Here is a 25,827-nt window from a genome sequence, read left to right as displayed (position 1 = left end):
AGCCGCCATGAAAACCAACGATATGAACCAGCCAGTCGTCCATGCGATATTCATTGTGCTCGCCGCCTTGTGCGTCATCCCGTTCCTGCTTCTCTTCATGTCGTCGATATCCTCGGAGAGCTCGATCGTAAATAACGGCTATTCGTTCTGGCCGAAGCAGTTCAGCCTGGAAGCCTATACCTACCTGTGGTCGCAAAAGCTGGCGATGTTTAATTCCTACGGCGTTACCATTCTGATCACGGTCATCGGCACCTTCGTCGGCCTGCTGATCAGCGCGCTGCTCGCTTACCCGTTATCCCGGCAGGACCTGCCGATCCGCGGCTTTCTGAGCTTCCTCGTCTTTTTCACGCTGCTGTTCAACGGCGGCCTCGTGCCGACTTACCTGATCTACACGGAAGTATTCCATATGAAAAACACGTTGATGGCCCTGATCGTGCCGGGGCTGCTGACGAACGGCTTTTTCATCCTGCTGATCCGCACGTTTTTCGCCAATTCGATCCCGGTTCAAATCATCGAATCGGCGTACATCGACGGCGCTTCCGAATTCAAGATTTTCTATCGCATGGTGCTGCCGCTGTCGCTTCCGATTCTGGCGACGATCGGCCTTATGCTGACGATCAACTACTGGAACGACTGGTTTAACGGCTTGGTCTACATCACGGAGCCGCAGCTGTTCAGCATTCAGAATCTGCTCAACCGGATGCTCTCCAACATCCAGTTCCTTCAACAGAACAACCTCGGAGGGCAGAACATGGCGGTCAACCTGCCGATGAACGGCGTTCGCATGGCGATGGCCGTGGTGGGCATCCTACCGCTGATCCTGATTTATCCATTTTTCCAGAAGTACTTCGTCAAGGGCCTTACGATCGGGGCCGTGAAGTAAAGAGTCTTGGCAGGCGGCCAATCCCGGGCCATCAGGGCCGGTTGGTATAGATTGCAATCCGCAGTTCAATTCGATCTAGGGGGATATCATATGCAAAATAAGTCGAAAGCCGTTCTTCTGCCCGCTGTCCTGCTTTCTATGTCCATGCTGGCTTCCGCGTGCGGCGGCTCGAACAACGCCGGCGGCGCCTCCGCTCCGGCGTCTGGCGGCAGCTCGGCTCCGGCTTCGTCCGGCGCTTCGTCCGGCGCTGCTTCGAACGGCAAGGAGCTCCAGCTGACGCTCGCGTTCATGGGACTCGGGAACATGAAGGAAGTCGGTCTCGTCCAGGATGAGATCAGCAAGATCACCAAAGCCAAGATTAACGCGACGGTCAAGCTGATGCCGATCGACATCGGCGCATGGACACAGCAAGTCAATCTGCTGCTCGCCGGCAACGAGCCTCTCGACCTGCTCGTCACGTCCTCTTTCTTCAACTACAGCTCCCAGGTCGCCAAGGGACAATTGCTCCCGCTCGACGACTTGCTCGCCAAATACGCGCCGACCGTCAAGGACACGATGGAGCCGGCGATCTTTAACTCCACCAAGATAAACGGCAAGATGTACGGCGTGCCGAGCATCCGGGATACGGCGGCCGACCACGGCATCTCGGCCAGAAAAGACTTGATGGACAAATACAATCTGTCGTTCGATAACGTGAAGACGTACGCGGATCTCGATCCGATCTTCAAAACGATCAAGGACAACGAGCCGGGCGTCTACCCGCTCGTTCAGCGCAGCCAAACGAACGGCATCGCCAACGAGCTCGTCCGCGGCTATACCGACTATCTGGGCGACACGCCGGGCGTACTCGTCATCGCCAACCAGGATCTGAAAGTGGTAGACCTGTACGAGACGCAAATGTACAAGGACGCGCTCCAGCAAGCGCGCAAATGGTATCAGGCCGGCTACATCATGCCTGACGCGGCAACGACGCAGGAAGGCAACAACAGCCTGATCAAGGCGGGCAAGGGCTTCAGCTACCTGTCCAACATGAAGCCGGGCTTCGCGACCCAGGAGTCGACGGTGAACGGCCGCGAGATGGTGACCGCGAGCTTCGTGCCGCCGATCTCCACGTCCGATTCCGGCACGGGCTTCATGATCTCGATTCCGAAGAATACGCAGGACGCGGACCGCGCCGCGCAACTGCTCAACCTGCTCTACACCGACAAGGACGTCGCCAACCTGCTCGCTAACGGCGTCGAAGGCAAGCACTACGTCGATGCCGGCAACGGCCAGATCAAAGCGCCCGAAGGCGGCAGCAACTACGTCTTCAACCAATGGGAAGTGGGCAACAACGCCCTGACCAAGGTGTGGCAGGGCATGGATACGGATATTTGGGCGCAAACGAAGGAATTCAACAAAAACTCGACCTTCTCCAAAGCGCTCGGCTTCTCGTTCGATTCGTCGCCGGTCAAGACCGAAGTCGCGGCCGTCACCAACGTCAACAACCAGTACAAGGCAGGCCTGGAATCGGGCACGATCGATCCGTCCAAGCTGGACGAGTTCGTGAAGAAGCTGAAGGCTGCTGGCATGGACAAGATCATCGCGGAAAAGCAAAAGCAGCTGGACGCGTGGGCAAAAGCGAATAACGTGCAGTAACCGGCTTTAGCAGCGAGCGTTTATGAGCCCTTCTTCGAAACCCTGTTTCGGGGAAGGGCTTTCTCTTTTCTCTGTTCGTGGAAAGCTTGATCTCATATGGAGGTGCGGGAATGGAAAGGGATATTCGAGGCTTGATCGCGCAAATGACGTTGGAGGAGAAGGCCGGCATGTGCTCGGGCCTGGATTTTTGGCATATGAAAGGAGTCGAGCGTCTCGGCATTCCGGCGATCATGCTGACCGACGGACCGCACGGGCTTCGCAAGCAAAAGGCGTCCGCCGACCACCTGGGGCTGTTCGACAGCGTCCCGGCGACCTGCTTCCCTTCGGCCGCGGGACTCGCGAGCTCCTGGGACCGCGAGCTGATCCGCAAGGTCGGCGTCGCGCTCGGCGAAGAATGCCAGGCGGAGGACGTCGCGGTGCTGCTCGGGCCCGGCGCCAACATCAAGCGTTCGCCGCTATGCGGGCGCAACTTCGAATACTTCTCCGAGGATCCTTTTTTGAGCTCCCGTATGGCCGCCAGCCATATCGAAGGCGTGCAGAGCCAGGGCGTCGGCACCTCGCTCAAGCATTTCGCGGCGAACAACCAGGAGCATCGCCGCATGACCGGCGATTCCGTCGTCGACGAGCGCACGCTGCGCGAGATTTACCTGGCGAGCTTTGAGTTCGCGGTCAAAGAGGCCCAGCCGTGGACCGTCATGTGTTCCTACAACAAGGTAAACGGCACGTACGCCTCCGAGAACGAATATTTGCTGACCAACATTCTGAAGGACGAATGGGGCCACGAAGGCTTCGTCGTCTCGGACTGGGGCGCCGTCAACGAGCGCGAGGCCGGTCTGGCCGCGGGCCTGGAGCTGGAGATGCCGGCGAGCGGCGGCGCGGGCGACCGCAGGATCGTCGAAGCCGTGCGCAGCGGCAGGCTGTCGGAGGAGAAGCTGGACCGCGCGGTCGAACGGCTGCTCCGGATCGTGTTCATGGCCGTCGACCACAAAAAAGAGGGCGCGACGTGCGATGCCGAGGCGCATCACGCGCTGGCCCGCGAAGTTGCGCGCGAGAGCATGGTGCTGCTCAAAAACGAAGGCGGTATCCTGCCGCTTCGCAAGGACGCGAAGCTGGCCGTTATCGGCGAACTGGCCGCGAAGCCGCGTTATCAAGGCGGGGGGAGCTCCCATATCAAGCCAACCAAGCTCGAGGACATTCGCGAGGAGCTCGCGAGGTCCGCGGGCGGCGGCGCGCGGATCGCGTATGCGCAGGGCTACGACCTGCAGTCGGACGCTCTGGACGAGGCGCTCGTGGAGGAAGCGAAGCGGGCGGCCGCGGATGCCGAGGTCGCGGTCGTCTTCGCGGGTCTGCCGGACCGCTACGAGTCCGAAGGATTCGACCGGACGCATCTGCGGCTGCCGGACAACCAGGTCGCGCTCATCCGCGCGGTTGCCGAGGCGCAGCCGAACGTCGTCGTCGTCCTGAGCAACGGCGCGCCGGTCGAGATGCCCTGGCTCGGCAGCGCGAAGGGGCTGCTGGAAGCCTATCTTGGCGGCCAGGCGCTCGGCGGCGCGATCGCGGACCTGCTGTTCGGCGACGCCAATCCGAGCGGCAAGCTGGCGGAGACGTTCCCGCTGCGCCTCGCGCACAACCCGTCGCAGCTTAACTTCCCGGGCGAAGGCGACCGCGTCGAATACAAGGAAGGCTTGTTCGTCGGCTACCGCTACTATGACGCCAAGGAGATCGAGCCGCTGTTCCCGTTCGGATACGGGCTCAGCTACACGACGTTTGAATACGCGAACCTCGTCGTAGCGAAGCCGGCGATCCGCGACGAAGAGACGGTGACGGTGACCGTGGACGTCACGAATACGGGCTCGCGCGCGGGCAAGGAAATCGTGCAGCTGTACGTGCGCGACGTGCAAAGTACCGTGATTAGGCCTTTTAAGGAGCTGAAAGGGTTCGCCAAGGTTCAGCTGCAGCCGGGAGAGACGAAGGCTGTCTCCTTTACGCTGGATCGGAGCGCCTTCGCCTACTACAACGTCGACTTGAAGGACTGGCATGTGGAATCGGGTGAATTCGAGATTCTCGTCGGCCGCTCGTCGCGGGATATCGCGGTATCGGGCACGATCGCGGTCGAGTCGACCGTCGTGCTTACGCACGTCTTCCACCGGAACAGCACGGTCGGCGATCTGATGAGCGATCCGGCGGCGCAGGCGCTCGTCATGGACTGGATCGGCAAGACGCCGTTCGGCGCCATGGCCGCCGATCCCGACGGCGAAGGCGCGGAGATGATGCAGGCGATGATGAAGTACCTGCCGCTTCGCGGCCTGGTCGGCTTCAGCGGCGGCGCGCTCGGCGAGGACGATCTGGACGGCTTGCTCAAGCAGTTGAACGCGAGGGAATCCTGATAGCTTCATAGTTGGACGAAAACGAAGCGGCATGCCGGCGCGCGCGTCCGCAGCGTAAGCGAAAAAATGAACTCAGAAGAGCCTAGAGCGGCGGGAGTGCGGGGTGGAGGTGCTCTTGCGGCCTCGCATCCGGCCCGCGCGGAATACCGGCGCGCTAGCGAACGGCGTTCGCAGCGGCCTCGAGCGCTGCCGGATCCGGAGAGCGGGAGGATCCTCTCGCGATAAACTGCGTGTCCACGAGCACCTTGGAGCCGACGAGAGAGCCGGATTCGATCGCTTCGACGATCATGTCCACTGCGAGGCGGGCCATCCGTTCCTTTTCCACGTGCACGGTCGTCAGCTCGGGAGAGACGATGAGCGCTTCGGAGATGTTGTCGAAGCCGACCACGGAGACGTCCTCCGGCACGCGATAGCCCAGCTCGACGAGTGACTTGATCGCGCTGATCGCGATGTAGTCGCATTCGCAGAAAAAGGCCGTCGGCATCGGCATCTGCGATTCCCGATAAGCGGACAAGCGCTTTTTCAGCGCGTCCTGGGAGGAGAGAATCGTGGGGGCCACCGAGAACACATGCGCCGGCGACAGCTCGCGCCCGTTCTCCTGCAGCGCCTGCATGAATCCGGTGCGGCGGTCGTCGAAGTTGCGGATGCGGATATCGGAAGCGATGTAGCCGATGTCGCGGTGACCGAGCCCGCATAGATGCTGCCCGGCCTGATAGGCGCCCATCGCGTTGTTGATCTGGATAAAGGAAATCGGGAGCGTTTCGAAGCAGGTGTCCAGCACGACAAGCGGGCCGTTCAATCGCCCGGCGATCTGTTCGAGCATCGGCTTGTTCAAGTTCGTGCCGAGCAGAATGACGCCGTCGGCGCGCTTGTCCTCGGCGATCGCCCGGATGCCTTCGTCGAACGTCGACATGTCCACGGAGGAGAACAGCAGGGAATAGCCGCTCGCACGGCACCGTTCCTCGATATAGTGGATCAGCTCCCGGAAGAAGGGCTGCTGGTAATATTGCTCCAACACGATACCGGAGTTGGCGAAAACAAGGAACGTGATCGAGGCGGTCTGCGCTTCGCGGGCCGAGGTTCGCGACTTGGGCCGGTAGCCGTTCTCGCTGGCGATTTGAAGGATCCGGTCCCGCGTTTCCGGACCGATGCCCCCTTTCCCGTTGAGCGCCAGCGACACGGCTGCCTTGGATACGCCCGCGAGCTTGGCGATGTCTTCCATCTTCATGAAGAAAATCTCCATTCGTTCTGTTTAGTAAGTTTAGTTTAATGTCAGCTCCATTAATAAGCAAGATCTATTGATTTTGTTTAGTTAATTTAGTTCAAAAATCGACTAAAAATCTTACTTTATTTACTTAAAACACATTGACCAGCGCTATAACCAGTGATAAATTGAACTCATGCAGTTAAACGACTTCGTTTATGTTTAGTTAGTTTACTGAAAGGGAGACCCCACACATGAGCAGATTGAAGCTGGGCTACGCGCCGACCCGACGTTTCGTATTTAGCGCTGAAGACGCTTTCCGCTACAAAGTGATGATCAAGGAAAAGATCGAAAGCTTCGGCCTCGACATCGACATCGTCGATCTAGAAGGGCTCAACCAAGAGGGACTGCTCTACGACGACCATATTAACGCCGACCTGATCGCCGACCGGTTCAAGCAGGAAAAAGTGGACGCCGTGTTTTTCCCGCATTGCAACTTCGGTACGGAGGATACGGTGGCGCGCGTCGGCAAGGCGCTGGGCAAGCCCGTACTGCTGTGGGGTCCCCGCGACGAGGCGCCGCTCGAGGACGGCATGCGCCTGCGCGACACGCAATGCGGCTTGTTCGCCACCGGCAAGATCCTGCGCCGCTTCAACGTTCCTTTCACCTATGTCACGAACAGCCGGGTGAACGATCCCGTTTTCGAGCGGGGCTTCACGAACTTCGTCGCCGCCGCGAACGTGGTCAGAAAATTCCGCAGCCTGCGCATTCTGCAGATCGGCCCGCGCCCGGCTTCGTTCTGGACGATGATGTGCAACGAAGGGGAGCTGCTGGAGCGGTTCGGCATCGAGATCCATCCGATCACGCTGGTCGACATCCAGCGCGCTTCGCAGAAGATCGAGAAGGGCAGCAGCTCCGAACTGGCGGAAGCCATCGACTATATTAAAGCCAAACTGGACTGGTCAGAAGTGACCGAAGCGGACGTCCGCCGGATCGCCGCCCTGAAGGTTGCGATGAAGCAGTATGCCCTGAACACCGGCAGCACGGCGATCGCGATCCAATGCTGGTCGTCCCTGCAGGACGCGATGGGGATCATGCCTTGCCTGGCCAACGCGATACTGACCGACGAACAGATCCCGGTCACCTGCGAGACCGACATTCACGGCGCGATCACCTCCGTCATGGTTCAAGCGGCGACGTTGAACCAGCACCCGACGTTTTTCGCCGACCTGACCGTCCGCCATCCCGAAAATCCGAACGGCGAGCTGCTGTTCCACTGCGGCAACTTCCCCGTCTCCCTGACCGTCGAAGACAAACCGAAGCTGCGCAAGCACTTCTTGTTCGACGACCATTCGCCGGGCACGCACGAAGGCGAGATCAAGGGCGGCGACATGACGCTGGCGCGCTTCGACGGCGACCATGGCGAGTATCAGCTGTTCCTCGGCAAAGCCCGCGGCATTCAAGGCCCGTATACGCGGGGCTCGTATGTCTGGGTGGAAGTGAACGACTGGCCGCTGTGGGAAGAAAAGCTGGTCAAAGGCCCTTATGTCCATCATTCCGTAGGCATTCATGCGAACGCGATTCCGGCCTTGTACGAGGCATGCAATTATATCCCGGGACTGACCCCCGATGCGGTAGATCCGACCGAACGCGAGATTCAGGCCTGGCTTCGCGGTGCGGGACTGTGATTCAAAGGAGGTACTCATCCATGGAAACGACGGCACTTAAAGCGAAAGCCGCGCAGATCCGCATGGATCTGCTGAAGATGATTCACGGGGCCAAGACGGGGCATACGGGCGGCTCGCTCAGCAATACCGATATTTTGACGGCGCTCTACTACCGCGTCATGAAGATCGATCCCGCGAATCCGAAGTGGGACGGTCGCGACCGGTTCATCGCGAGCAAGGGGCATTCGGTGGAGTCGCTCTGGTGCATCCTCGGCGACCTCGGCTTTTTCCCCAAGGAAGAGCTGAAGACGTTCAGCCAGTTCGGCACGCGTCTGATCGGGCATCCGAACAACAAGGTGCCTGGCATCGAAATGAATACGGGCGCGCTGGGCCACGGGCTGGCCATCGGCGTCGGCATGGCGCTTGCGGCGAAGCGGGACGGCAGGGACTACCGGGTGTTCTGCCTGATGGGCGACGGCGAACAGGCGGAAGGCTCCGTGTGGGAAGCCGCGATGGCGGGTCCGCACTACAAGCTGGATAACCTGGTCGCCATCATCGACCGCAACCGGCTTCAGATCAGCGGATCGACCGAGGAAGTGATGGGTCTCGAACCGCTCGAGGAAAAATGGGCGGCGTTCGGCTGGCACGTCGTGTCCATCGACGGCAACGACATGGAGCAACTGGTTCGCACTTTCGAGGCGGCGCCTTCGATCCCCGGCAAGCCGACGCTGGTCATGGCGAATACGGTCAAAGGCAAAGGCGTGTCCTTCGCCGAAAACGTGGCGCACTGGCATCATCACGTGCCAAACGAAGAGCAGCTGGCGTTGGCGCTTGCCGAGCTGTCCGCCGCAATCGAGAGCTACGAGCAGGAAGGGCTGGTGCGATAACATGGCGAATACGATTCCGAACCGTCAGGTCATTTGCGATACGCTGCTGGAGCTGGCCAAGGAGGATCGCGACATTATGGTGCTCGCCAGCGACTCGCGGGGCTCGGCAGCCATGGCTCCCTTTGCCAAGGCGTATCCGGAGCAATTCGTCGAAGTCGGCATCGCCGAGCAGAACATCGTCGGCATCTCCGCCGGCCTCGCGCATAGCGGCAAAAAGCCGTTTGTCACCTCGCCGGCCTGCTTCCTAAGCATGCGCAGCATCGAGCAGATCAAGGTGGACGTCGCTTATTCGGCCACGAACGTGAAGCTGGTCGGCATCAGTGGCGGCGTCAGCTACGGCGCGCTCGGCATGTCCCACCATTCGGTGCAGGATCTGGCCGTGTCGCGGGCGATCCCCGGGCTTGCCGTCATCCTGCCCGCCGACCGGCACGAGACGAAGCGCATGACCGAAGCGCTCGTGAAGCACGAGGGCGGCGCGTACATTCGCATCGGGCGCAATCCGGTCGAAGATGTCTACGAGAACGACGACTACGAATTCGTGATCGGCAAGGCCGTCACCCTGCGCGAAGGCGGCGATCTGACGATCATCGCGGCAGGCGAGACCGTTCGCGTCGCGCTCGACGCCCATGATGCGCTTAAGGAAGCAGGGGTGTCCTGCCGCGTGATTAACATGCATACGATCAAGCCGCTGGACGAGGAAGCGGTCATCAGGGCCGCCGCGGAGACGGGACATATCATCACCGTCGAGGAGCACAGCATTCACGGCGGTCTCGGCGCCGCGGTGGCCGAAGTCGTCGTGCAGCATAAGCCCGTGCCCATGCGCATCCTCGGCATCCCGGACGAGCCGGCGATCGCGGGCAAGAGCGCCGAGGTATTCGACCACTACGGCATCAGCGCCGGCAACATTAAAAAGATCGCCCTGGATCTGCTGGGCAGATAAGGACGGCCGTTCATGGAAAAGTATATCCTGGCGGTTGACCAGAGCACGGCGGGTACGAAGGCTTTGCTCGTCGACCGTTCCGGCCGGGTCGTCGCGAAAAGCAGCGCGGAGCACCGGCAAGTGTATCCGAAGCCCGGTTGGGTGGAGCACGATCCGCTCGAGATTTACGACAACGTGAAGCGGACGGTGCGCGAAGCGCTGGAGCTGGCGGGCATCGAGCCCGCCGCTTTGGCCGCACTCGCCATCACGAACCAAAGGGAGACGGCTGTCGTCTGGGACCGGGAGACGGGCCATCCCGTATACAACGCGATCGTCTGGCAGTGCCAGCGCACGGCCGACCGGTGCGAGGCGCTGCGAGTCGCCGGACATGAACGGACGGTACGGTCCAAGACCGGACTCATGCTCGATCCGTACTTCTCCGCCGCCAAGTGGGATTGGATACTAACCCATATTGAAAGCGCTAAACCGCTGCTGGCGCAAGGCCGGCTGCTCGCCGGCACGATCGACAGCTGGCTGATCTGGAAGCTGACCGGCGGGAAAACGCATGCGACCGACTACACCAACGCGAGCCGGACTTCCTTGTTCAATATTCATACGCTGGATTGGGACGACGAGCTGTGCGGACTGTTCGGCGTGCCGCGGACGTTGCTGCCCGAGGTCAAGTTCTCGGACGAATCGTTCGGCTTCACGGACGACCCGGACCTGTTCCCCGAGAAAATCCCCGTATCCGGCGTCATCGGGGATTCTCAAGGGGCCCTGTTCGGGCAGCTGTGCCTCGAGCCGGGTATGGCAAAGGCGACCTACGGCACGGGAACCTCGGTGCTCATGAACACCGGCGAACGCCCCGTCGTATCGGATAACGGGTTGGTGACGGCCATCGCTTGGGGAAAGAGCGGCCAGGTGACTTACGCGCTTGAAGCCGTCATCCGCAGCTCCGGCGACAGCGTCAAGTGGGTCAGGGACAATCTTGGGCTGTTCGACTCGTTCGAGGAGCTGGACGTCATGCTGAGGCGGACGCCGGACAACGAAGGCGTCTACCTGGTACCCGCATTCGTCGGGCTGGGCGCCCCCTATTGGGATCCGTACGCAAGGGCCGCGATCGTCGGCATGAGCCGGGCGACCGGCAAAGGCCATATCGTCCGCGCCGCGGTCGAGAGCATCGCGTACCAGGTGCGCGACGCGGCGGAATTAATGGCGCGCGAGACGGGCATCCCGCTCAAGAAGCTCCATGCGGACGGCGGCGCCTCCGGCAACCCGCTGCTCATGCAGTTCCAGGCCGACCTGCTGAATCTGGCCGTGTCGCGGTCCGCGGTCGCGGAGCTGTCGGCGATGGGCGCCGTCTATATGGCGGGACTCGGCGTGGGTTACTGGGCTTCGCTGGACGAGATCGAGCGGTTCGGGGCGGCCGGACATCTATACGCACCCGTTATGGAAGCGGCCGAGCGCGAACGATTATATGCAGGGTGGCAAAAAGCGGCGGCTTCGGTAATAGGCGCCCCTACGAAAACAAGCGCGTTGGAGGAGGTCAAACAAGCATGACATTTACCGAAAAGACCCGCATCGGCATCATCTACAAAAACGAAGCGGCCCGTGCGGTTCTGGCCCGCAGGCTGCCGGACTTGCTTTCCTCGCCGCCCCATATGCTGTCGCTCTTCAAGAGCCTGACGCTGGAAAAGGTATACGCCTTCCGCCAGGAAGAATTGGGGCAGCCGGATTGGATCGCCGAGACGCTGGCGGAGCTGGCCGCCGTCGCGTCCGATAGCGGAGTTGCGGAGCCGGATGCCGAAGTCGCGCCGTCCGCCGAATACGAGCCGGCTGACGTCCCCGAGGCCTCCGCGGCGGTGCAAGCGCCGGACGAGGCCGAGCAGTGGGGCGTTTACGAGATCGAGCTGAAGGGACCGAGCCACGGCAATCCGTTCACGGACGTCGAACTGGCGGCCGAGTTCTCGAGCGGCGGCCAAAGCGTCCGCATGGCCGGCTTCTACGATGGAGACGGCGTCTACCGTATCCGCTTCATGCCGGACGCGCAGGGCGCGTGGACGTACCGGACGACCAGCAACGCCCGTTCCCTGAACGGCATCGGAGGCGCGTTCCGTGTCTTGCCCCCGTCCGCCGGCAACCATGGCCCAGTCCGCGTGAAGGACACGTATCATTTTGCCTACGAAGACGGCACTTCCTATATCCCGGTCGGCACCACCTGTTATGCATGGACGCACCAGGGAGACGCTTTAGAAGCGCAGACGCTCGAGACGCTCAAAGCTTCCCCGTTCAACAAAATGCGCATGTGCGTGTTTCCGAAATCGTACCTGTTCAACGAGAACGAGCCTGTCTACGATCCGTTCGAGGGCTCCCTGGAGAAGGGCTGGGATTATACGCGGTTCAACCCGGTATTCTTCCGCCATCTGGAGGATCGGATCGCCGATCTGGGCAAGCTGGGCATCGAAGCGGACCTGATCCTTTTCCACGCTTACGACCGCTGGGGCTATTCGGAGATGAATCCGGCGGCCGACGACCGTTACCTTCGCTACGTCACGGCCCGCCTGTCCGCTTATCGCAACGTGTGGTGGTCGCTGGCGAACGAGTACGATCTCATGTGGAACAAGGAGCTGGCCGACTGGGAGCGCTTCGCCGAGATCGTCACGTCGAACGACCCCGCGGGACACCTCATTTCCAATCACAACTGCTTCGCCTTTTACGACTACAGCAAGCCTTGGGTCACGCATTGCAGCATCCAGCGGGTCGACGTGTACAAGACGTCCGAGGCGACGACCGAATGGCGGGAAAAGTGGAAAAAACCGATCGTCATTGACGAGTGCGCCTACGAAGGGGACATCGACCAGGGCTGGGGCAATATCACCGGCGAAGAAATGACGCGCCGCTTCTGGGAAGGCGCGGTCCGCGGGGGATATGTGGGACACGGGGAAACGTACCTTAATACCGAAGAGGTGCTGTGGTGGTCCAAAGGCGGCAAGCTGACGGGCACGAGTCCCGACCGGATCGCCTTTCTGCGCCGCATCACCGAGGAGAGCCCGGGTGGCGTGCTGAACCCGCTGCCGTCCGATTGGGACGTGCCGTGCGCCGGCGTGAAGGACGAATACTATTTGTACTATTTCGGCTTCAATCAGCCACGATTCCGGAACTTCAGCCGCAAGCCGGGCACGAAGTATGCCGTCGACGTCATCGATACGTGGAACATGACGATCGAGCGGCTCGAGGGGACGTATGAAGGCGCATTTCGCATCGAGCTGCCGGGCAAGCAATTTATGGCCGTCAGGCTGACGAAGACGGAATAGCGCGCCGGAGAAGGGGAGGCCGAGATGGGAAGCATCTACTACACGATTACGGAAGTCACGGATTACGGCCCGTTTATTACGAAGCTCGTGCTGCCGATGCGGGCCGTGGTGAAGGCGGAAGCGGTCAAACCGGCCTGCTTTAGCGTTTACGTGGAACGGAAGGATAAACAAGGCGAGGTGCTCCTGCTTCCCAAGAGCTGGACCGAGCCGGATCTCAAGGCGCCGAGCAAGGGCTACGGCACGATCCTCGACGCCTATCCTTCCGGGATCGACGGCGCGCGCGGGGAAGAAGGGGCGTTCGTGACGCTCGAGATGAAGCACGGACCGCTCGATCCCCTGGCCGCGCCCATCGCCCCGCTGAACGGCATGAACGAATATATCGTCAGCGATTACCGGATTACGCAGATCGCGGAAATCGCGTCGGAAACGGGGGAGGCGCTGACGGGACTTGTATTCGACCGGTGTGCGGGGAATACAGCCAAGCAGGCGGAGCGGTTTCTGCAGGGCATCTCTTCTTTTCAAGCGGAACCGCTAAACTACGGCTACTTCGTGCCGCAGACCGGAAACGGAAAAAGGCCGCTCCTCATCTGGCTGCACGGTGGCGGGGAAGGCGGGACGGATCCGGCCATCGCCTATACGGGCAACAATGTGGTCAACCTGGCCGGCGACGACATTCAGGCCAAGCTCGGCGGCACGTTCGTGCTGGTGCCGCAGACGCGGACCTTTTGGCTGGACGACGGCAGCGGGCAATACGGCAGGACGGGGAAGTCCAAGTACGTTGAGGCGTTAAAAGCGCTGATCGACGAATTCGTCGCTCTCAACGAGGCCGCGATCGACACGGACCGGATTTATATCGGCGGCTGCTCCAACGGCGGATTCATGACGATGCGGATGGTGCTGGATTACCCGGCGTACTTCGCGGCTGCTTTTCCGGTATGCGAGGCGCTGTACGACGAAGTCATCGGCGACGCGGACATCGAGCGGATCAAACACCTGCCGATCTGGCTGACGCATGCCAAGGACGATTCGATCGTGAGGCCGGAAGAGACGGCGGTGCCGACCTACGAGCGCTTGATCAAGGCCGGCGCGAAGGACGTGCATTTCTCGTATTTCGACCGGGTTGCGGATCTTCACGGCCGGTTCGCCGACGAGCGGGGAGAGCCGTTTGTCTATCACGGGCATTTCTCGTGGATCTACGCGCTGAACGACGACTGCCGCCTGGACTACGACGGGCAGCCTGTAGTGGTTAATGGCAGGGAAGTGTCGCTGATGGAATGGCTGGCTTTGCAGAAGAAATAGATATAAAAATCGAATAGCGTTCGTCGATGGTCAACCGGATTTCCGGTTGGCCTCTTTTGTTGAATAAGGCAAGCTGACGAACTCGCAAAAAACAGCCGACGGCCGAACATTGTCGGTTGATCCGCCCGATTCTATGATAATGCTGAAATGGCGGAAAGGAGATGAAGCGCGAGAAGCCGGAAGGCGACTGCATAACTTGTAAGCGCCTTCAATGTGCGTATTCAACCTACTGAGGAGGCTTGAATGATGAAAAGAATGACCAAACCGACTGCCGTCGCCCTGTCGCTTGCCCTGCTTGTCCCCGTCGCTTCTGTCGCGGGCAAGGCGGAGGTGGCGAGCGCGGATCCGATCGTGGCCGGCAGCGACTGGCGGGCGATCGATACGACGATGGCCGTGGCGCCCGGCAGCGCGCTGGATTTGTCGTTCCTGAACGACGCGCCCGCGGGAGACAAGGGCTTCGTCCAGATCGACGCGGACGGCGATTACGTATTTGATGACGAACCCGCGAAGAAGGTGAAGTTCTACGGCGGCAACCTGAACGGCAGCTACGGCACCGATCCGACGCACGCGGAGATGGTCGTGATCGCGGACCGGCTCGCCGCCATGGGCTACAACGTCGTGCGGTATTCCTCCGTAGACCAGAACTATGACTGGGCCAAAGGGTTGATGGCGAAGCCTACCTCCACGACGGTGACGCTGAACGCCGCCAAGCTCGACAATTTCGAGTACTTCAACGCTTTGCTCAAGGCGCGCGGCATTTATATCGACATGGACATTTTGGCGTATGCCGATTTCTCGGGCGTCTCGAGCCTGAATACGTACGGCGCGACCGCGTCCAAGTATTTGGCGACGCTCATGCCGGACGGGATCGCCATCTGGAAGTCATTCGCGAGCCAGCTCCTGTCGCACGTAAATCCGTATACCGGCCTTGCGCTGAAGGACGATCCCCAGCTGATGGGACTTTCTCCGGTCAACGAATCGCTGCTCTACAACGCCAGCTTTTCCGACGCCAACTTCAACAACTGGATCAAGACGGACTTCAACGCCTATCTGACCGGCAAAGGGCTGCCGACGGTGTCGACGTTTCCGACGAGCTTCTGGGGGGCGCCGTCCGGCGTCCGGGACCTCATGACTGCGTACTTTACGGAGAAGCAGTTCGCGGCCAACGGCGACATGAAGTCCTACCTGAAGAACGTTGTCGGCGTCCAGGCGCCGATCGGCGGCATCAACTACATTAACGATTCGCTGGCCAACTACTGGCGGACGCAGACGGACGTTCAGGAGACGCATCTGTACAACGGGCTGGTTAACGGCAGAGGCGTCTTTAGTTACAACCCGCTCACGCATCCGCGCTACAGCACCGTGTTCGATCCGGCGACGGCGGCAAGCTACGTGCCACAGTACGGTTCATCCATTATCAAAAATTACATTCCCGCCCTTGCGCTCGGCCAGCTGTACCGGAAGCCCTTCGCGCTGACGGAGTTCAACCAGGAGTTCCCGACCGACGGACGAGACGAGCTCGGCTTGATCTCGTCCGCGGCCGGGGCTTACAACGGCTGGGATATGATGAACCGCTTCGACTTCAGCAGCCGGGTGAACGAGGCGGTCAACGAGGCGCCGCTCGGCGGCGCCATCTCCTTCGACTCCGTCACGGATACGCTGGCGACGATGTCCGAGTATCAGAGCGCGCTGCTGTTCCGACGGGGACACGTCGCGGAGAGCGATCCGAAGTTCGTTATCGTCAGGGATAAAACGTGGGTGGTGACGCATGGCTCCGCGACCGAAAACCAGGATCAGGAGCGCAACCGCATGATGATTCCGCATCTGTTCAAGACGGTGACGGTGTACGCGGACCATCCGGCCGCGCCTTACGCGATCTACAAGATTACGCCCGACCTGACGCCGGCGGATATCGCGGCGGGGGACATCCCGGGCGCCAACGAGATTACGATTACGAACGCGATGACGATGAAGGAGGTCGCGGAGACGTTCATCGACGCGCTCGACGACGCGGGACTCAAGGCATCCATGCAGGATGCCCTGGACGACGACCTGCTGGTCTCGGATACAGGCGAGCTCGTGTTCGACATGAATACGAATACGTACCTGATCAACACGCCTTACGCGGCGGCGGCCGTGGGCACGTTGGACGGCAGCGGCTACGAGCTCGGCGCCGTCACGCTGAAGGGCGATCTGGCGCACGGCACGGTGTCAGCCTTGTCGCTCGACGACGAGCCGCTGGACGAGAGCGGCCGAATCCTGCTCACCTATACGACCGACGCCGCCGGGACCGGCGAGTACGAGGTGACGTCCGGCGGCCTCACGACGTATCACCAGGGCACGCTGCCGACGCTAGTGAAGTACGGCCTGGGCGAGTTCAAGCTCGATACGACGCGCACGCCGTCGGCTTACAAAGCCTACAAGCTCGCGCAGAACGGCGTGCGGCTGGCGGAGGTGCCCGTCACGGTGACCGGCACGACGATCTCGGTGCCGCTGGAAACCGACAAAGGCTATGCGTTCGAGCTCGTGTACGATTCGGTCGCCGGCACGGACCTGACCGCGCCGACGGCGCCCTTCGGCGTCACCGCCGTGTCCGACACGGCCGCCAAGGTGGAGCTGTCGTGGACCAAATCCACGGACAACGTCGGCGTCTCCGGCTACAAGATTTATCGCGACGGTACGCAGATTGCTTCGCTTAACGGCAACGTCACGCGTTACGTCGACAAGAGCGTTACGGGGCTTACGACGTATCACTATGTCGTGAAGGCGTTCGATCCGTCGGGCAACGTTTCTGCGGGAAGCGGCCCGACCGCCGTCACGACGAGCGATCTGCTGTTCAAGGAGCAGTTCGAGAGCGGCACGGCGGCCGGCTGGACGGTCGCCAGCTCCTGGGGCAATTTCAGCGTCGTAACGAACGGGGGCTCGTACGCCTATCTGGCCGACAACTTCGACAAAGGCGGCTCCAAGTCTACGGCCGGCGACACGGCCTGGACGAATTACAGCGTGGAGGCCAAGATCAAAGCCGACCAGTGGCAGAGCCTCTACGGGAGGATCGGACTTGTAGCGCGATTCGCGGACAAAGACAACTACTATTACGTCTACTACGACAACAATCTGGGGCAGTTGACGCTCCGCAAGGTCGTAGGCGGCACGGAGAGCACCGTCGCTTCAACCTCGTTGACGCTGAGCACTGGCACGCAGCATCTTTTCAAGCTCGAGGTGAACGGGACCGCGATCAAGGCCTACGTCAACGGAACGCTCAAGATCAACGCGACGGATGCTTCCCTCGCAAGCGGGAAAATCGGCGCGTACACCCATTTCGCCCAGGCGTATTTCGACGATTTCGTCGTGAAGCAGGTATGAACCGTTAGAACCTTAAGGAGGGTGACCTTACAAAGTCGCAAAAACGCCAGACAAGGCAGCATTGGCGTTCGAGGACCTGCGCTTTAACATGAAGGTCAAGCAATCGAATCGCCGGACGCCTTTCTAAGCGCCGCCCGGCGGTTCCGTTGAAACCTTGGAGGTGCACCTCGCATGCAGACTTCGCAAGCCGAGACGCCGGCGCCGGCGGACAAGAAGAGCAAAGCCAAACGACCTATCATCGATTGCGACATTCACCAGATTTCGGGATTGGAAGAGATCAAGCCGTATTTGCCGCGGCATTACCGGGAGCTGGTCGAGGCGTACGGACCGGCCTATCCGGGCGGCATGCACTTTAACGGCGGGGTCGGCGGCCGGATGGCCGACGCTTATCCGGAGGAAGGCGGCCGCGCCGGCAGCGATCTGGCGCTCATGCAGCGGCAGCATCTCGACCGCTACAACGTCGCGTACGGCATTCTGACCGGGGAAGGCTACGGCATTCAGGCGACGATCAACTACGACTACGCGGCTGCGACCTGCAGCGCGATTAACGACTATACGATCGAGCATTGGCTGTCGCGGGACAGCCGGCTGCGGGGCTCGGTCATGATCCCGAAGCAGGAGCCGCGGCTCGCCGCGAAGGAGATCGACCGCGTCGGCGGCAGAGCCGACATGGTGCAGGTCATCGTCTGCAACGGCGCGACGCTGCCCTACGGCAACCGGTATTACGATCCGATCTATGAAGCGTGCGTGCGCCACAACCTGCCGTTTACGATCCACGTCGGCCTGGAAGGCGAGGGCATCAACAGCCCGCCGACGGGCGCCGGGTACGTGACGAATTACATCGAGACGCGCTGCGCGCGGCCGTCGACGATGGCGGCGCATCTGGCCAGCTTCATTTTCGAAGGCGTGTTCGAGCGCTTCCCGACGCTCAGGGTCGTGCTGCAGGAAGCGGGCGTCCTCTGGCTGGCGCCCTTGCTGTGGAAGATGGACCAGGAATGGAAGGGGCTGCGCGTGCAGACGCCGTGGGTCCGCAAGCGGCCGAGCGAATACTTCCGCGAGCATGTCCGCGTCACGACGCAGCCGATCGACGAGACGCCGAACCGGGCCATATTCGACTCCCTGCTGGACAGCATCCATGCCGACGAAACGTTGATGTACTGCAGCGATTACCCGCATTGGGACTACGATTCGCCCAAGCAGGCGCTGCCCAAGCTGGCCGACGGGCTAGCGGATCGGGTCTACTACGACAACGCCGCCGAACTGTACGGTCTGCCGCCGCGCGAGAAGGAGGCGGAAGGATGAGCGCGACGGAGCGGCGGCTTTCAGATTCGCGGCGACCGGATTCGGCCGAGTCGATGCGTCCGGCCGGTTCGTCAGACAAGCGGTTCCGCGCCGCGCGCGTATCCGAGATTCCGCCCGGCTCGCGCAAGATCGTCGAGGTGGAAGGGCGCAGCATCGGCGTTTATAATATCCAGGGCGCCTTTCACGCGCTGCGCAACGTTTGTCCCCACCAGGGAGCGGAGCTCTGCAAGGGACTCGTGACCGCGGCCGTCGTGTCTTCGGGGCCGGGCGATTTCCGCTTCGAGCGGGAAGGCGAGATCGTGCGCTGCCCGTGGCATCAGTGGGAGTTCGACATCAAGACGGGCTGCATGGTCGTCGACGGGAAGGTGCGAACGAAGTCTTACGAGGTGACCGTGGAAAAATTCGGCGTATCGGTCGAAGAAGACTACGTGATGATTCATCTATAGCGGCATGAACGAGGCGGCATGATCGATAGCGGCATGGAAGCATAAGAAACCTCTTCGGGCGATGAGGTTTTTTATGCTGAAGGCCGATTGACAGCGTTTGGAAAGCGCTTGCTATAATAGGGGGGATTATGCGGAAAGGGGAGGCGTCATGCAGGAGACCGCCATCGAGTGGTTCGAATCGCAGCTGTTCATCCCCGACGATCTTGCCTGCAAAGGGGGCATCTGGCCGCTTCGCATCGGCCGAAACGTGGCCAAGCCGACTTATCGGACGGGCCTGAAGATCCTGGAATACTACAACGTGCACTTTATCACGGAAGGCAAGGTCGAGTTCGATCACGGCGGAGAGCGGGTCGTACTGTCCAAGGGCGATTGCTTCGGCATGTTCCCCGGAGATACGTACCGCTACCGCCTGGCGCCGGGCCATCGCGAGCTGCAGATGATCTGGATCTCCATGGATGGTCCGCATGTCCCCGGGCTGTTCGAGCGCGCGGGCCTCAGCCGGCACATGCCCTTCCTGACGGGCGTGCTGGGCAAGGAGCTCGAAGCCGCGCTGCGGCTGCTTTTTCATCCCCGAAAATACGACTTGAAACGCCATCTCGAGCTGTGCGCCATTCTATACCAGGTGTTCGCGCTGCTTGTTCCGCAGGGAGAGGCGGAGCGGACGCGCCAAGGCATCGACAGCTGGATCGCCCGCAGCGTCGCCTATATGGATACCCACTATACGGAGAAAATTTCCGTTCACGACGTCGCGGATTACCTGTCTCTGCACCGCGCCTATTTCTCCAAGCTTTTCACGGAGCGGATGGGGATCTCTCCCATCCACTATTTGCAGAAGCTGCGCATGGACAAGGCGGCCGACCTGCTAAGCGCTGGCTACGCCATCGTGGAGATCGCCGCCATGCTCGGCTACTCGGACGCCTATGCGTTTACGCACGCGTTCAGCAAATTTTACGGCATGCCGCCCGGCCACTGGCGGAAGGCAAGGCGCGGCGAGACGGGTAAGGCCGGGACGGAGGCGACGGATTGAAAAAGACGCAGGGATTGCAGTTCAAGCTGTCGCTCACCTTTATCCTGATTCTGATCCCGCTCGTGGTCGTCAGTCTTTTCGCGAACAACTACTCGCAGCGGATCATGAACGAGCAGATCCGCGAGCGTACGAAAGGCGCCCTCCAGACGACGCTTGCCTACATGGAACAGATGGCGAACAACATGGATCAGCAGACGCTGCTCGTCAGCTCCAACCCCAGCATCGTCAACATCTGGCGGGACAAGCGGGACCCGTTCACCCCGGACAATCTGTACGACGTCCATACCGTGCAGCAGCAGCTGAATTCCCTGACCAACATCAACGGTTCGATCAAGGAGGCCTATATCCTGCACGGCGAGAGCGGCAACGGCGTCTCCACGACGCTCGGCGGCATCCGCTGGCCGCGGATCAAGGAGGAAGCCTGGTTCCGGCAGGCGGTGCGCGGTGTCGGCGCGCTGCTGATGTACGTCCCGGAACCGGGCGGCGGCGGAGACGGCGAGGGGAATGGCAATGACGATGGCAATGACGATGGCAATGACGATGGCAATGACGATGGCAGTGGAAATGGCGGCGGAGCCAACCGGTATCTGAAGGACGACAGCCTTTACTACATCCGGCTGCTCGATGTGCTGAGTGAATCGCCCGAGCCCAACGTGCTGATCTTCGCCGTCCGCAAGACGGCGCTGCAGGACATCATTCAGCATTTGCAGACGTCCGCGGACATGAACATCTCGCTGTTCTACGGCGACAAGCGGATTCTCGAGACGAACGCCGGGGCGGCGCGCGTCCGCGGACAGGAGCTGTTCACGATTCGCGAGTCGGGCGGCGCATGGTCCGTTCAGTTGGAGCAGCCGAAGGCGGAGATCTTCAAGCAATCGCACCGGCTGCAGCTGTTCACCTACCTGACGATCGTGCTCAGCATCCTGCTTGCCATGTGGATCGCCTGGCTCGTCTACATCCAGATTTTACGGCCGCTCTATCAGCTGTCCGGCGCGTTCAAGCTGGTCAAAAACGGCAATCTGACGCATCAGATCAAGCACGTCCGCCGCGACGAGCTGGGCCATGTCATGGACGGATTCAATCAGATGGCGGCCGCCCAGCGGATCATGATCGAGGAGAACTACGAGAAGGAGCTGCGCATCGCCAAGTCGGAGTTTAATCTGCTGCAGTCCCAGATCAACCCGCATTTCTTGTACAACACGCTCGATTCCATCTATTCCGTCGCCGTCAAGCACGGCATGCGGGAGATCAGCGACATGGTGCTGAACCTGGCCAAGTTTTTCAGGGTCAGCCTCGGCAAGGGCAGGCAGGACTTCACGCTGGCGGAGACGGCGGAGCATCTGATGTATTACATTCGCGTCCAGCAGATGCGCACGGCGCATTTTACAGCGGATATCGAGCTTGCGGAAGACACGAAGGACATTCCGATGCTGAAGCTGCTGCTGCAGCCGATCGTCGAGAACGCGATTATCCACGGGATCGAAAAGGATGCGATGGACGGCGAGCTGCGCATCCGGTCTGGACTGGACCGGCGCGGTCTTATCGTCGAAGTGGCGGATACCGGCGCCGGCATGCCGCCGTCCAGGCTGGAGGAGATTCGCCGGGAGCTTGGCGCAATCACGAGCAAGCTGTACCGGCTGCCGCAGGACAGTCCGTCGAGCCGGTTTTTCGGGCTCAAGAACGTCAAGTCCCGGCTCAAGCTTTATTACGGCGAGGCGGCCGATCTGCTCGTGGAGAGCGAGGAATATGTCGGTACGAAGGTAACGTTAATCATTCCGATCCGGACGGAGGAGCGCGCATGAACTTGCTGATCGTCGAAGACGAGTACCGCGTCCGGGAGCGGATCGCGCTGGGCATCCCGTGGGAGGCGCACGGCATCGAGGTGGCCGGGGCGGTGGAGAACGGCAGGGAAGCGATCGCCGCGATGCGCGAGGCGCATATCGATATCGTCGTTACGGACATCCATATGCCCGACATCGACGGACTGGAGCTGGCCAAGCTGCTGAAGCGCGATTATGCGCACGCGAAGGTCATCATTTTGACGGGCTACGATCAGTTCGAATACGCGAGAGAGAGCATCGACCAGGGCGTGTTCAAATATTTGGTGAAGCCTGCGGAGAACGAGCTGATCCTGGACACCGTCCTCAAGGCCAAGCAGCTGCGCGAGCAGGAGCTGTACGACCACCACAACCTGTCGCAGCTCGAACGCCGGTGGAAGGAGCATCTGCCCCGCTTGAGGGAACTGTTCTACAAAAACTGGCTGAACGGCCGCTACTCCGGATGGGAGCTAGCCAAACGCAGCGAGGAGATCGGCTTTGCCCTGCAAGGAAAAATGCTGTTGTCCGCCGTCGTGGACATGGACCCGACCGCGGGCGACGACGCCCGGTTCCCGTCGGACGAGCGCGCCTTGCTGCAGTTTGCTTTATTTAATATCGCAAAGGATGTGTTGGCGGATGCCGAGGAGGAAGCGTTCGAGGCCATCGCGCTGCAGGACGACGACGGCTTGACGGCGGTCATCTTTATCGCCTCGTCCGCGGCCGGCGGAGAAGCGCTTCGCCAGCTTGCGGATCAGCGGCTCGGGAAGCTGCTCGGCACGGTGAAGGATTGTCTGAAGCTGACGGCGAGTGTGGGTATCGGTGCCGAGGTGACCGATCCCGCATTGCTGCCGGTCGCGTACAAGCAGTGCCGCATGGCGCTGCAGGAGCGGATCGTGCTGGGCCGCGAGACGATCATCCGCTATCGGCACGACGTCCCGGCCGACGCGTCCTGGCTCAACATGAACGATGTGGAAAAGGAGATCGAGATCGCAATCGATACCGACAGCGAGGGTAGGCGGGCGGAGCTGATCGCGGCGCTCATGGAGAAAGGCTTCTCGCCCGGCCGCCAGCTCGCGGACGCCAAGGAGATGCTGCTGCGGATTACGGCGCTGCTCACGCGAATCGTCCATGCGCACGGCTGGAGCCTGCGGGAGACGCTTGGCGCCGACTACGAGGATTTTATGAACTTCAACCAGTTGCTGACGAAGGAGCAAGTGATGACCTGGCTCGAGCGGATGATGACGCGCATCGGCCGCTCCGTCGCCGAGCGGCGCCGATCCGGCACGCACGTGACCGTCGGAGAGATCATGGCCTACGTCGAAGCGCATCTGGGCGAGGAGGAACTCAGTCTCTATATTGTCGCGGCCAAGCTGTATATCAATTACTCGTACGCTAGCCGTATCATCAAGGAAGTGACGGGCAGCTCCTTCTCGGAGAGCGTGCTCCGCCTGCGGATGGAGAAAGCGAAGGCGCTGCTCGCGGGAGGCGCGAAGGTGTACGAGGCGGCGGAGCAAGTCGGCTATAAGCACGTTAATTATTTCTCCAAGAGCTTCCAGAAATATTGGGGCATCAAGCCGAGCGACATGTAAGCTTGACCGCGCAAGGCAGAGGCAATCAAGGGCAGCGGCATTCGACGAACCCGGTCGGATGCCGTTTTTCGCGAACAACCGCAAATATGTTGCGTTTAAAGTAAAACCATTCGTCTACTGCCGCGATCGGGCCCGCGCTATAGTTGATGCAGGGACCCAAACGGCTGACGAAGGAGACGAACATGGCGAAAACGAATACGGGACTGCCGCGTCCCGACTTGGCGGCGACGGGCGGTCCGCTGAGGGCGATTCGCAAGCACTGGGATTTGTACTTGATGGCGCTGCCCGCGATCGCGTTGATCGTGATTTTCAAATATTTGCCGATGTACGGCGTCATTATCGCATTCAAGGACTACAACCCGATGCAAGGCGTGCTCGACAGCGAGTGGGTCGGATTCCGGTTTTTCCGAGAGCTGTTCCTGTTCGACGAGTTCCCCCAGGTCGTACGGAACACGGTGGCGATCAGCCTGATGAAGCTGGTCTTCGGTTTCCCGGTACCGATTATTCTGGCGCTGCTGCTTAACGAAATGAAATATATCCGGCTCAAGCGGACCATCCAGACAATGACGTATTTGCCCCACTTCATCTCGTGGGTCATCATCGGCGGGATCGCGATCGACCTGCTGTCCCCGAGCAGCGGAATGGTCAACAAAGCGATCGAGCTCATGGGCTTCAAGCCGATCTTCTTCCTCACCGAGGAGGGCTGGTTCCGCTGGATCCTGATCGCGTCGGACATCTGGAAGGAAGCGGGCTGGGGCGCGATCATCTTCCTGGCCGCGCTCATCGGGATCAACGACGAGCTCTATCAGGCCGCTACCGTGGACGGGGCGAACCGCTGGCGGCAGATCTGGCATATCTCGGTGCCGGGGCTTCGCGCGACGATTATCGTGATCCTGCTGCTACGAATCGGCAACATTTTGGACGCCGGCTTCGAGCAGGTGCTGGTCATGTACAATCCGACCGTCTACGACGTATCCGACATCATCGACACGTACGTGTTCCGCGTCGGGCTCGGCACCATGCAATTCAGCCTGACGGCGGCTGCGGGGCTGTTCAAGTCGATCATCGGCTGCATCCTGCTGGTGCTGGCCAACACGCTGGCGAGACGGATGGGCGAAGAGGGGGTGTACTGACCGTGCAAACGCAAAAGCTTGGCGTCAAGGGCATCCGGGGCGATTCGGTTTTTCAGCTCCTGAACGCAGCGTTTTTATCGTTGATCTCGGTTTCCATGCTCCTGCCGTTCATTCATATCGCGGCGAAGTCGCTAAGCGATCAGTCCTACGTCGTGGCGAAGGACGTGTGGCTGTGGCCGAGGGGGCTGAACTTCTCCTCGTACGACTTCGTGCTCTCGTACAAGCAGTTTTATGTGTCGTTCGGCAACTCGCTGTTCATCACCGTCGTCGGCACGTTGATCAGCATGGCGGTCACGCTGCTTGCGGCATACCCGCTTGCCAGAAACGGACTGCCGTACAGACGCTTTATGATGCTAATCTTCGTCATCACGATGTTTTTCAGCGGCGGCCTCATTCCGACCTACCTGATCGTGAAGGACGTGGGCCTGCTGAACAGCCTGTGGTCTGTCATTCTGCCTGGCGCGCTGGCGCCGTTCAACCTGATTCTGATCCGCAATTTTTTCAGCGGGCTGCCGGAAGCGATGGAGGAGTCGGCGCGCATGGACGGCGCCTCCAGCCTGCGGATTCTGGCTCAAATCTACGTGCCGCTGTCCATGCCGGCCATCGCGACGATCTCGATGTTCTACGCCGTCGGCTATTGGAACAGCTTCTTCCAGGCGATGATGTACCTCACGGACAGGAGCCTCATGCCGCTGCAAGTGTTCCTGCTGCAGCTGGTGTCGAACGACAAGCCGGCCGACATGGTCGTCAACGACGTGCTGAGTGGCGTGACGCCGGAGTCGATGCGGGCCGCGGCGATCATCTGCGTCGTCCTGCCGATTCTGTGCGTGTATCCGTTCATCCAGCGTTATTTTGTCAAAGGAATCATGCTCGGCGCGGTGAAAGGGTAGAGGAGCTTCCTTTCCCGGCCGGCATATGGCAGTCGCAAGTGTAGAGTTAGACATTCCATTTA

18 protein-coding genes are annotated in these 25,827 nt (G+C 60.7%); 17 read left to right on the top strand and 1 reads right to left on the bottom strand.

Annotated elements, in window-relative coordinates:
• Positions 1-7 precede the first annotated feature (7 nt).
• The 3 genes from KB449_RS26015 to KB449_RS26005 all read left to right on the top strand — a co-directional run bounded on the left by KB449_RS26015 (position 8) and on the right by KB449_RS26005 (position 4,908).
• On the top strand, positions 8-883 hold the full coding sequence (locus KB449_RS26015) for a carbohydrate ABC transporter permease (RefSeq protein ID WP_217597452.1): 876 nt from the start codon (positions 8-10) through the stop codon (positions 881-883).
• Positions 884-973: 90 nt separating this feature from the next.
• Positions 974-2,521, top strand: a complete 1,548-nt coding sequence (locus tag KB449_RS26010; RefSeq protein ID WP_282911152.1) for an ABC transporter substrate-binding protein — start codon at positions 974-976, stop codon at positions 2,519-2,521.
• Between the two features lie 110 nt (positions 2,522-2,631).
• Entirely contained in the window at positions 2,632-4,908 is a 2,277-nt protein-coding gene (locus KB449_RS26005; RefSeq protein ID WP_282911151.1) for a beta-glucosidase, read from the top strand.
• A 154-nt stretch (positions 4,909-5,062) separates the two neighbouring features.
• Here KB449_RS26005 and KB449_RS26000 read toward each other — a convergent pair whose 3' ends face one another.
• Positions 5,063-6,136, bottom strand: a complete 1,074-nt coding sequence (locus KB449_RS26000; protein WP_282911150.1) for a LacI family DNA-binding transcriptional regulator — start codon at positions 6,134-6,136, stop codon at positions 5,063-5,065.
• A gap of 230 nt (positions 6,137-6,366) precedes the next feature.
• Here KB449_RS26000 and KB449_RS25995 point away from each other — a divergent pair, with 230 nt between their 5' ends.
• From KB449_RS25995 to KB449_RS25930, 14 genes are all read left to right on the top strand, one after another.
• Positions 6,367-7,800, top strand: a complete 1,434-nt coding sequence (locus tag KB449_RS25995) for an L-fucose/L-arabinose isomerase family protein (RefSeq protein WP_282911149.1) — start codon at positions 6,367-6,369, stop codon at positions 7,798-7,800.
• Between the two features lie 20 nt (positions 7,801-7,820).
• Entirely contained in the window at positions 7,821-8,666 is an 846-nt protein-coding gene (locus tag KB449_RS25990; protein ID WP_282911148.1) for a transketolase, read from the top strand.
• Between the two features lies 1 nt (position 8,667).
• The gene (locus KB449_RS25985; protein WP_282911147.1) at positions 8,668-9,606 is read left to right on the top strand and encodes a transketolase family protein; all 939 of its coding nucleotides are present in this window, start codon (positions 8,668-8,670) and stop codon (positions 9,604-9,606) included.
• A 12-nt stretch (positions 9,607-9,618) separates the two neighbouring features.
• The gene (gene glpK, locus KB449_RS25980; RefSeq protein ID WP_282911146.1) at positions 9,619-11,145 is read left to right on the top strand and encodes a glycerol kinase GlpK; all 1,527 of its coding nucleotides are present in this window, start codon (positions 9,619-9,621) and stop codon (positions 11,143-11,145) included.
• Entirely contained in the window at positions 11,142-12,899 is a 1,758-nt protein-coding gene (locus KB449_RS25975; RefSeq protein ID WP_282911145.1) for a DUF5605 domain-containing protein, read from the top strand. Before glpK ends, KB449_RS25975 begins: the two co-directional genes overlap by 4 nt.
• A gap of 24 nt (positions 12,900-12,923) precedes the next feature.
• A complete protein-coding gene (locus tag KB449_RS25970; RefSeq protein WP_282911144.1) occupies positions 12,924-14,198 on the top strand; it encodes a prolyl oligopeptidase family serine peptidase in 1,275 nt (424 codons plus the stop codon).
• Between the two features lie 246 nt (positions 14,199-14,444).
• Positions 14,445-17,561: a fibronectin type III domain-containing protein gene (locus KB449_RS25965; RefSeq protein WP_282911143.1), complete on the top strand. Its 3,117-nt coding sequence runs from the start codon at positions 14,445-14,447 to the stop codon at positions 17,559-17,561.
• A gap of 171 nt (positions 17,562-17,732) precedes the next feature.
• Positions 17,733-18,863 (top strand): amidohydrolase family protein, encoded by a 1,131-nt coding sequence (locus KB449_RS25960; RefSeq protein WP_282911142.1) that lies wholly within the window; start codon positions 17,733-17,735, stop codon positions 18,861-18,863.
• On the top strand, positions 18,860-19,309 hold the full coding sequence (locus KB449_RS25955) for a Rieske (2Fe-2S) protein (RefSeq protein ID WP_282911141.1): 450 nt from the start codon (positions 18,860-18,862) through the stop codon (positions 19,307-19,309). Before KB449_RS25960 ends, KB449_RS25955 begins: the two co-directional genes overlap by 4 nt.
• Positions 19,310-19,457: 148 nt before the next feature.
• The gene (locus KB449_RS25950; protein ID WP_282911140.1) at positions 19,458-20,336 is read left to right on the top strand and encodes a helix-turn-helix domain-containing protein; all 879 of its coding nucleotides are present in this window, start codon (positions 19,458-19,460) and stop codon (positions 20,334-20,336) included.
• Entirely contained in the window at positions 20,333-22,138 is a 1,806-nt protein-coding gene (locus tag KB449_RS25945) for a sensor histidine kinase (protein ID WP_282911139.1), read from the top strand. The genes KB449_RS25950 and KB449_RS25945 overlap by 4 nt, the downstream gene beginning before the upstream one ends.
• The gene (locus KB449_RS25940) at positions 22,135-23,742 is read left to right on the top strand and encodes a response regulator (RefSeq protein WP_282911138.1); all 1,608 of its coding nucleotides are present in this window, start codon (positions 22,135-22,137) and stop codon (positions 23,740-23,742) included. The genes KB449_RS25945 and KB449_RS25940 overlap by 4 nt, the downstream gene beginning before the upstream one ends.
• Positions 23,743-23,924: 182 nt before the next feature.
• Positions 23,925-24,875, top strand: coding sequence for an ABC transporter permease (locus KB449_RS25935; protein WP_282911137.1), 951 nt, complete (start codon positions 23,925-23,927; stop codon positions 24,873-24,875).
• Positions 24,876-24,877: 2 nt separating this feature from the next.
• Positions 24,878-25,765, top strand: a complete 888-nt coding sequence (locus tag KB449_RS25930) for a carbohydrate ABC transporter permease (RefSeq protein WP_282911136.1) — start codon at positions 24,878-24,880, stop codon at positions 25,763-25,765.
• Positions 25,766-25,827 lie beyond the last annotated feature (62 nt).

It is taken from the genome of Cohnella hashimotonis (genome assembly GCF_030014955.1).
In the GTDB taxonomy this organism is placed as follows: domain Bacteria; phylum Bacillota; class Bacilli; order Paenibacillales; family Paenibacillaceae; genus Cohnella; species Cohnella hashimotonis.
The sequence above is the reverse complement of the archived record's forward strand: the minus strand, read 5'-3'. Positions and strand labels throughout refer to the sequence as shown.

Excerpts from the sequence above, each read along its gene's own strand:
- KB449_RS26015 (WP_217597452.1), top strand. The coding sequence starts at position 8 with ATGAAAACCAACGATATGAACCAGCCAGTCGTCCATGCGATATTCATT.
- KB449_RS26010 (WP_282911152.1), top strand. The coding sequence starts at position 974 with ATGCAAAATAAGTCGAAAGCCGTTCTTCTGCCCGCTGTCCTGCTTTCT.
- KB449_RS26005 (WP_282911151.1), top strand. The coding sequence starts at position 2,632 with ATGGAAAGGGATATTCGAGGCTTGATCGCGCAAATGACGTTGGAGGAG.
- KB449_RS26000 (WP_282911150.1), bottom strand. The coding sequence starts at position 6,136 with ATGAAGATGGAAGACATCGCCAAGCTCGCGGGCGTATCCAAGGCAGCC.
- KB449_RS25995 (WP_282911149.1), top strand. The coding sequence starts at position 6,367 with ATGAGCAGATTGAAGCTGGGCTACGCGCCGACCCGACGTTTCGTATTT.
- KB449_RS25990 (WP_282911148.1), top strand. The coding sequence starts at position 7,821 with ATGGAAACGACGGCACTTAAAGCGAAAGCCGCGCAGATCCGCATGGAT.
- KB449_RS25985 (WP_282911147.1), top strand. The coding sequence starts at position 8,668 with ATGGCGAATACGATTCCGAACCGTCAGGTCATTTGCGATACGCTGCTG.
- glpK (WP_282911146.1), top strand. The coding sequence starts at position 9,619 with ATGGAAAAGTATATCCTGGCGGTTGACCAGAGCACGGCGGGTACGAAG.
- KB449_RS25975 (WP_282911145.1), top strand. The coding sequence starts at position 11,142 with ATGACATTTACCGAAAAGACCCGCATCGGCATCATCTACAAAAACGAA.
- KB449_RS25970 (WP_282911144.1), top strand. The coding sequence starts at position 12,924 with ATGGGAAGCATCTACTACACGATTACGGAAGTCACGGATTACGGCCCG.
- KB449_RS25965 (WP_282911143.1), top strand. The coding sequence starts at position 14,445 with ATGAAAAGAATGACCAAACCGACTGCCGTCGCCCTGTCGCTTGCCCTG.
- KB449_RS25960 (WP_282911142.1), top strand. The coding sequence starts at position 17,733 with ATGCAGACTTCGCAAGCCGAGACGCCGGCGCCGGCGGACAAGAAGAGC.
- KB449_RS25955 (WP_282911141.1), top strand. The coding sequence starts at position 18,860 with ATGAGCGCGACGGAGCGGCGGCTTTCAGATTCGCGGCGACCGGATTCG.
- KB449_RS25950 (WP_282911140.1), top strand. The coding sequence starts at position 19,458 with ATGCAGGAGACCGCCATCGAGTGGTTCGAATCGCAGCTGTTCATCCCC.
- KB449_RS25940 (WP_282911138.1), top strand. The coding sequence starts at position 22,135 with ATGAACTTGCTGATCGTCGAAGACGAGTACCGCGTCCGGGAGCGGATC.
- KB449_RS25935 (WP_282911137.1), top strand. The coding sequence starts at position 23,925 with ATGGCGAAAACGAATACGGGACTGCCGCGTCCCGACTTGGCGGCGACG.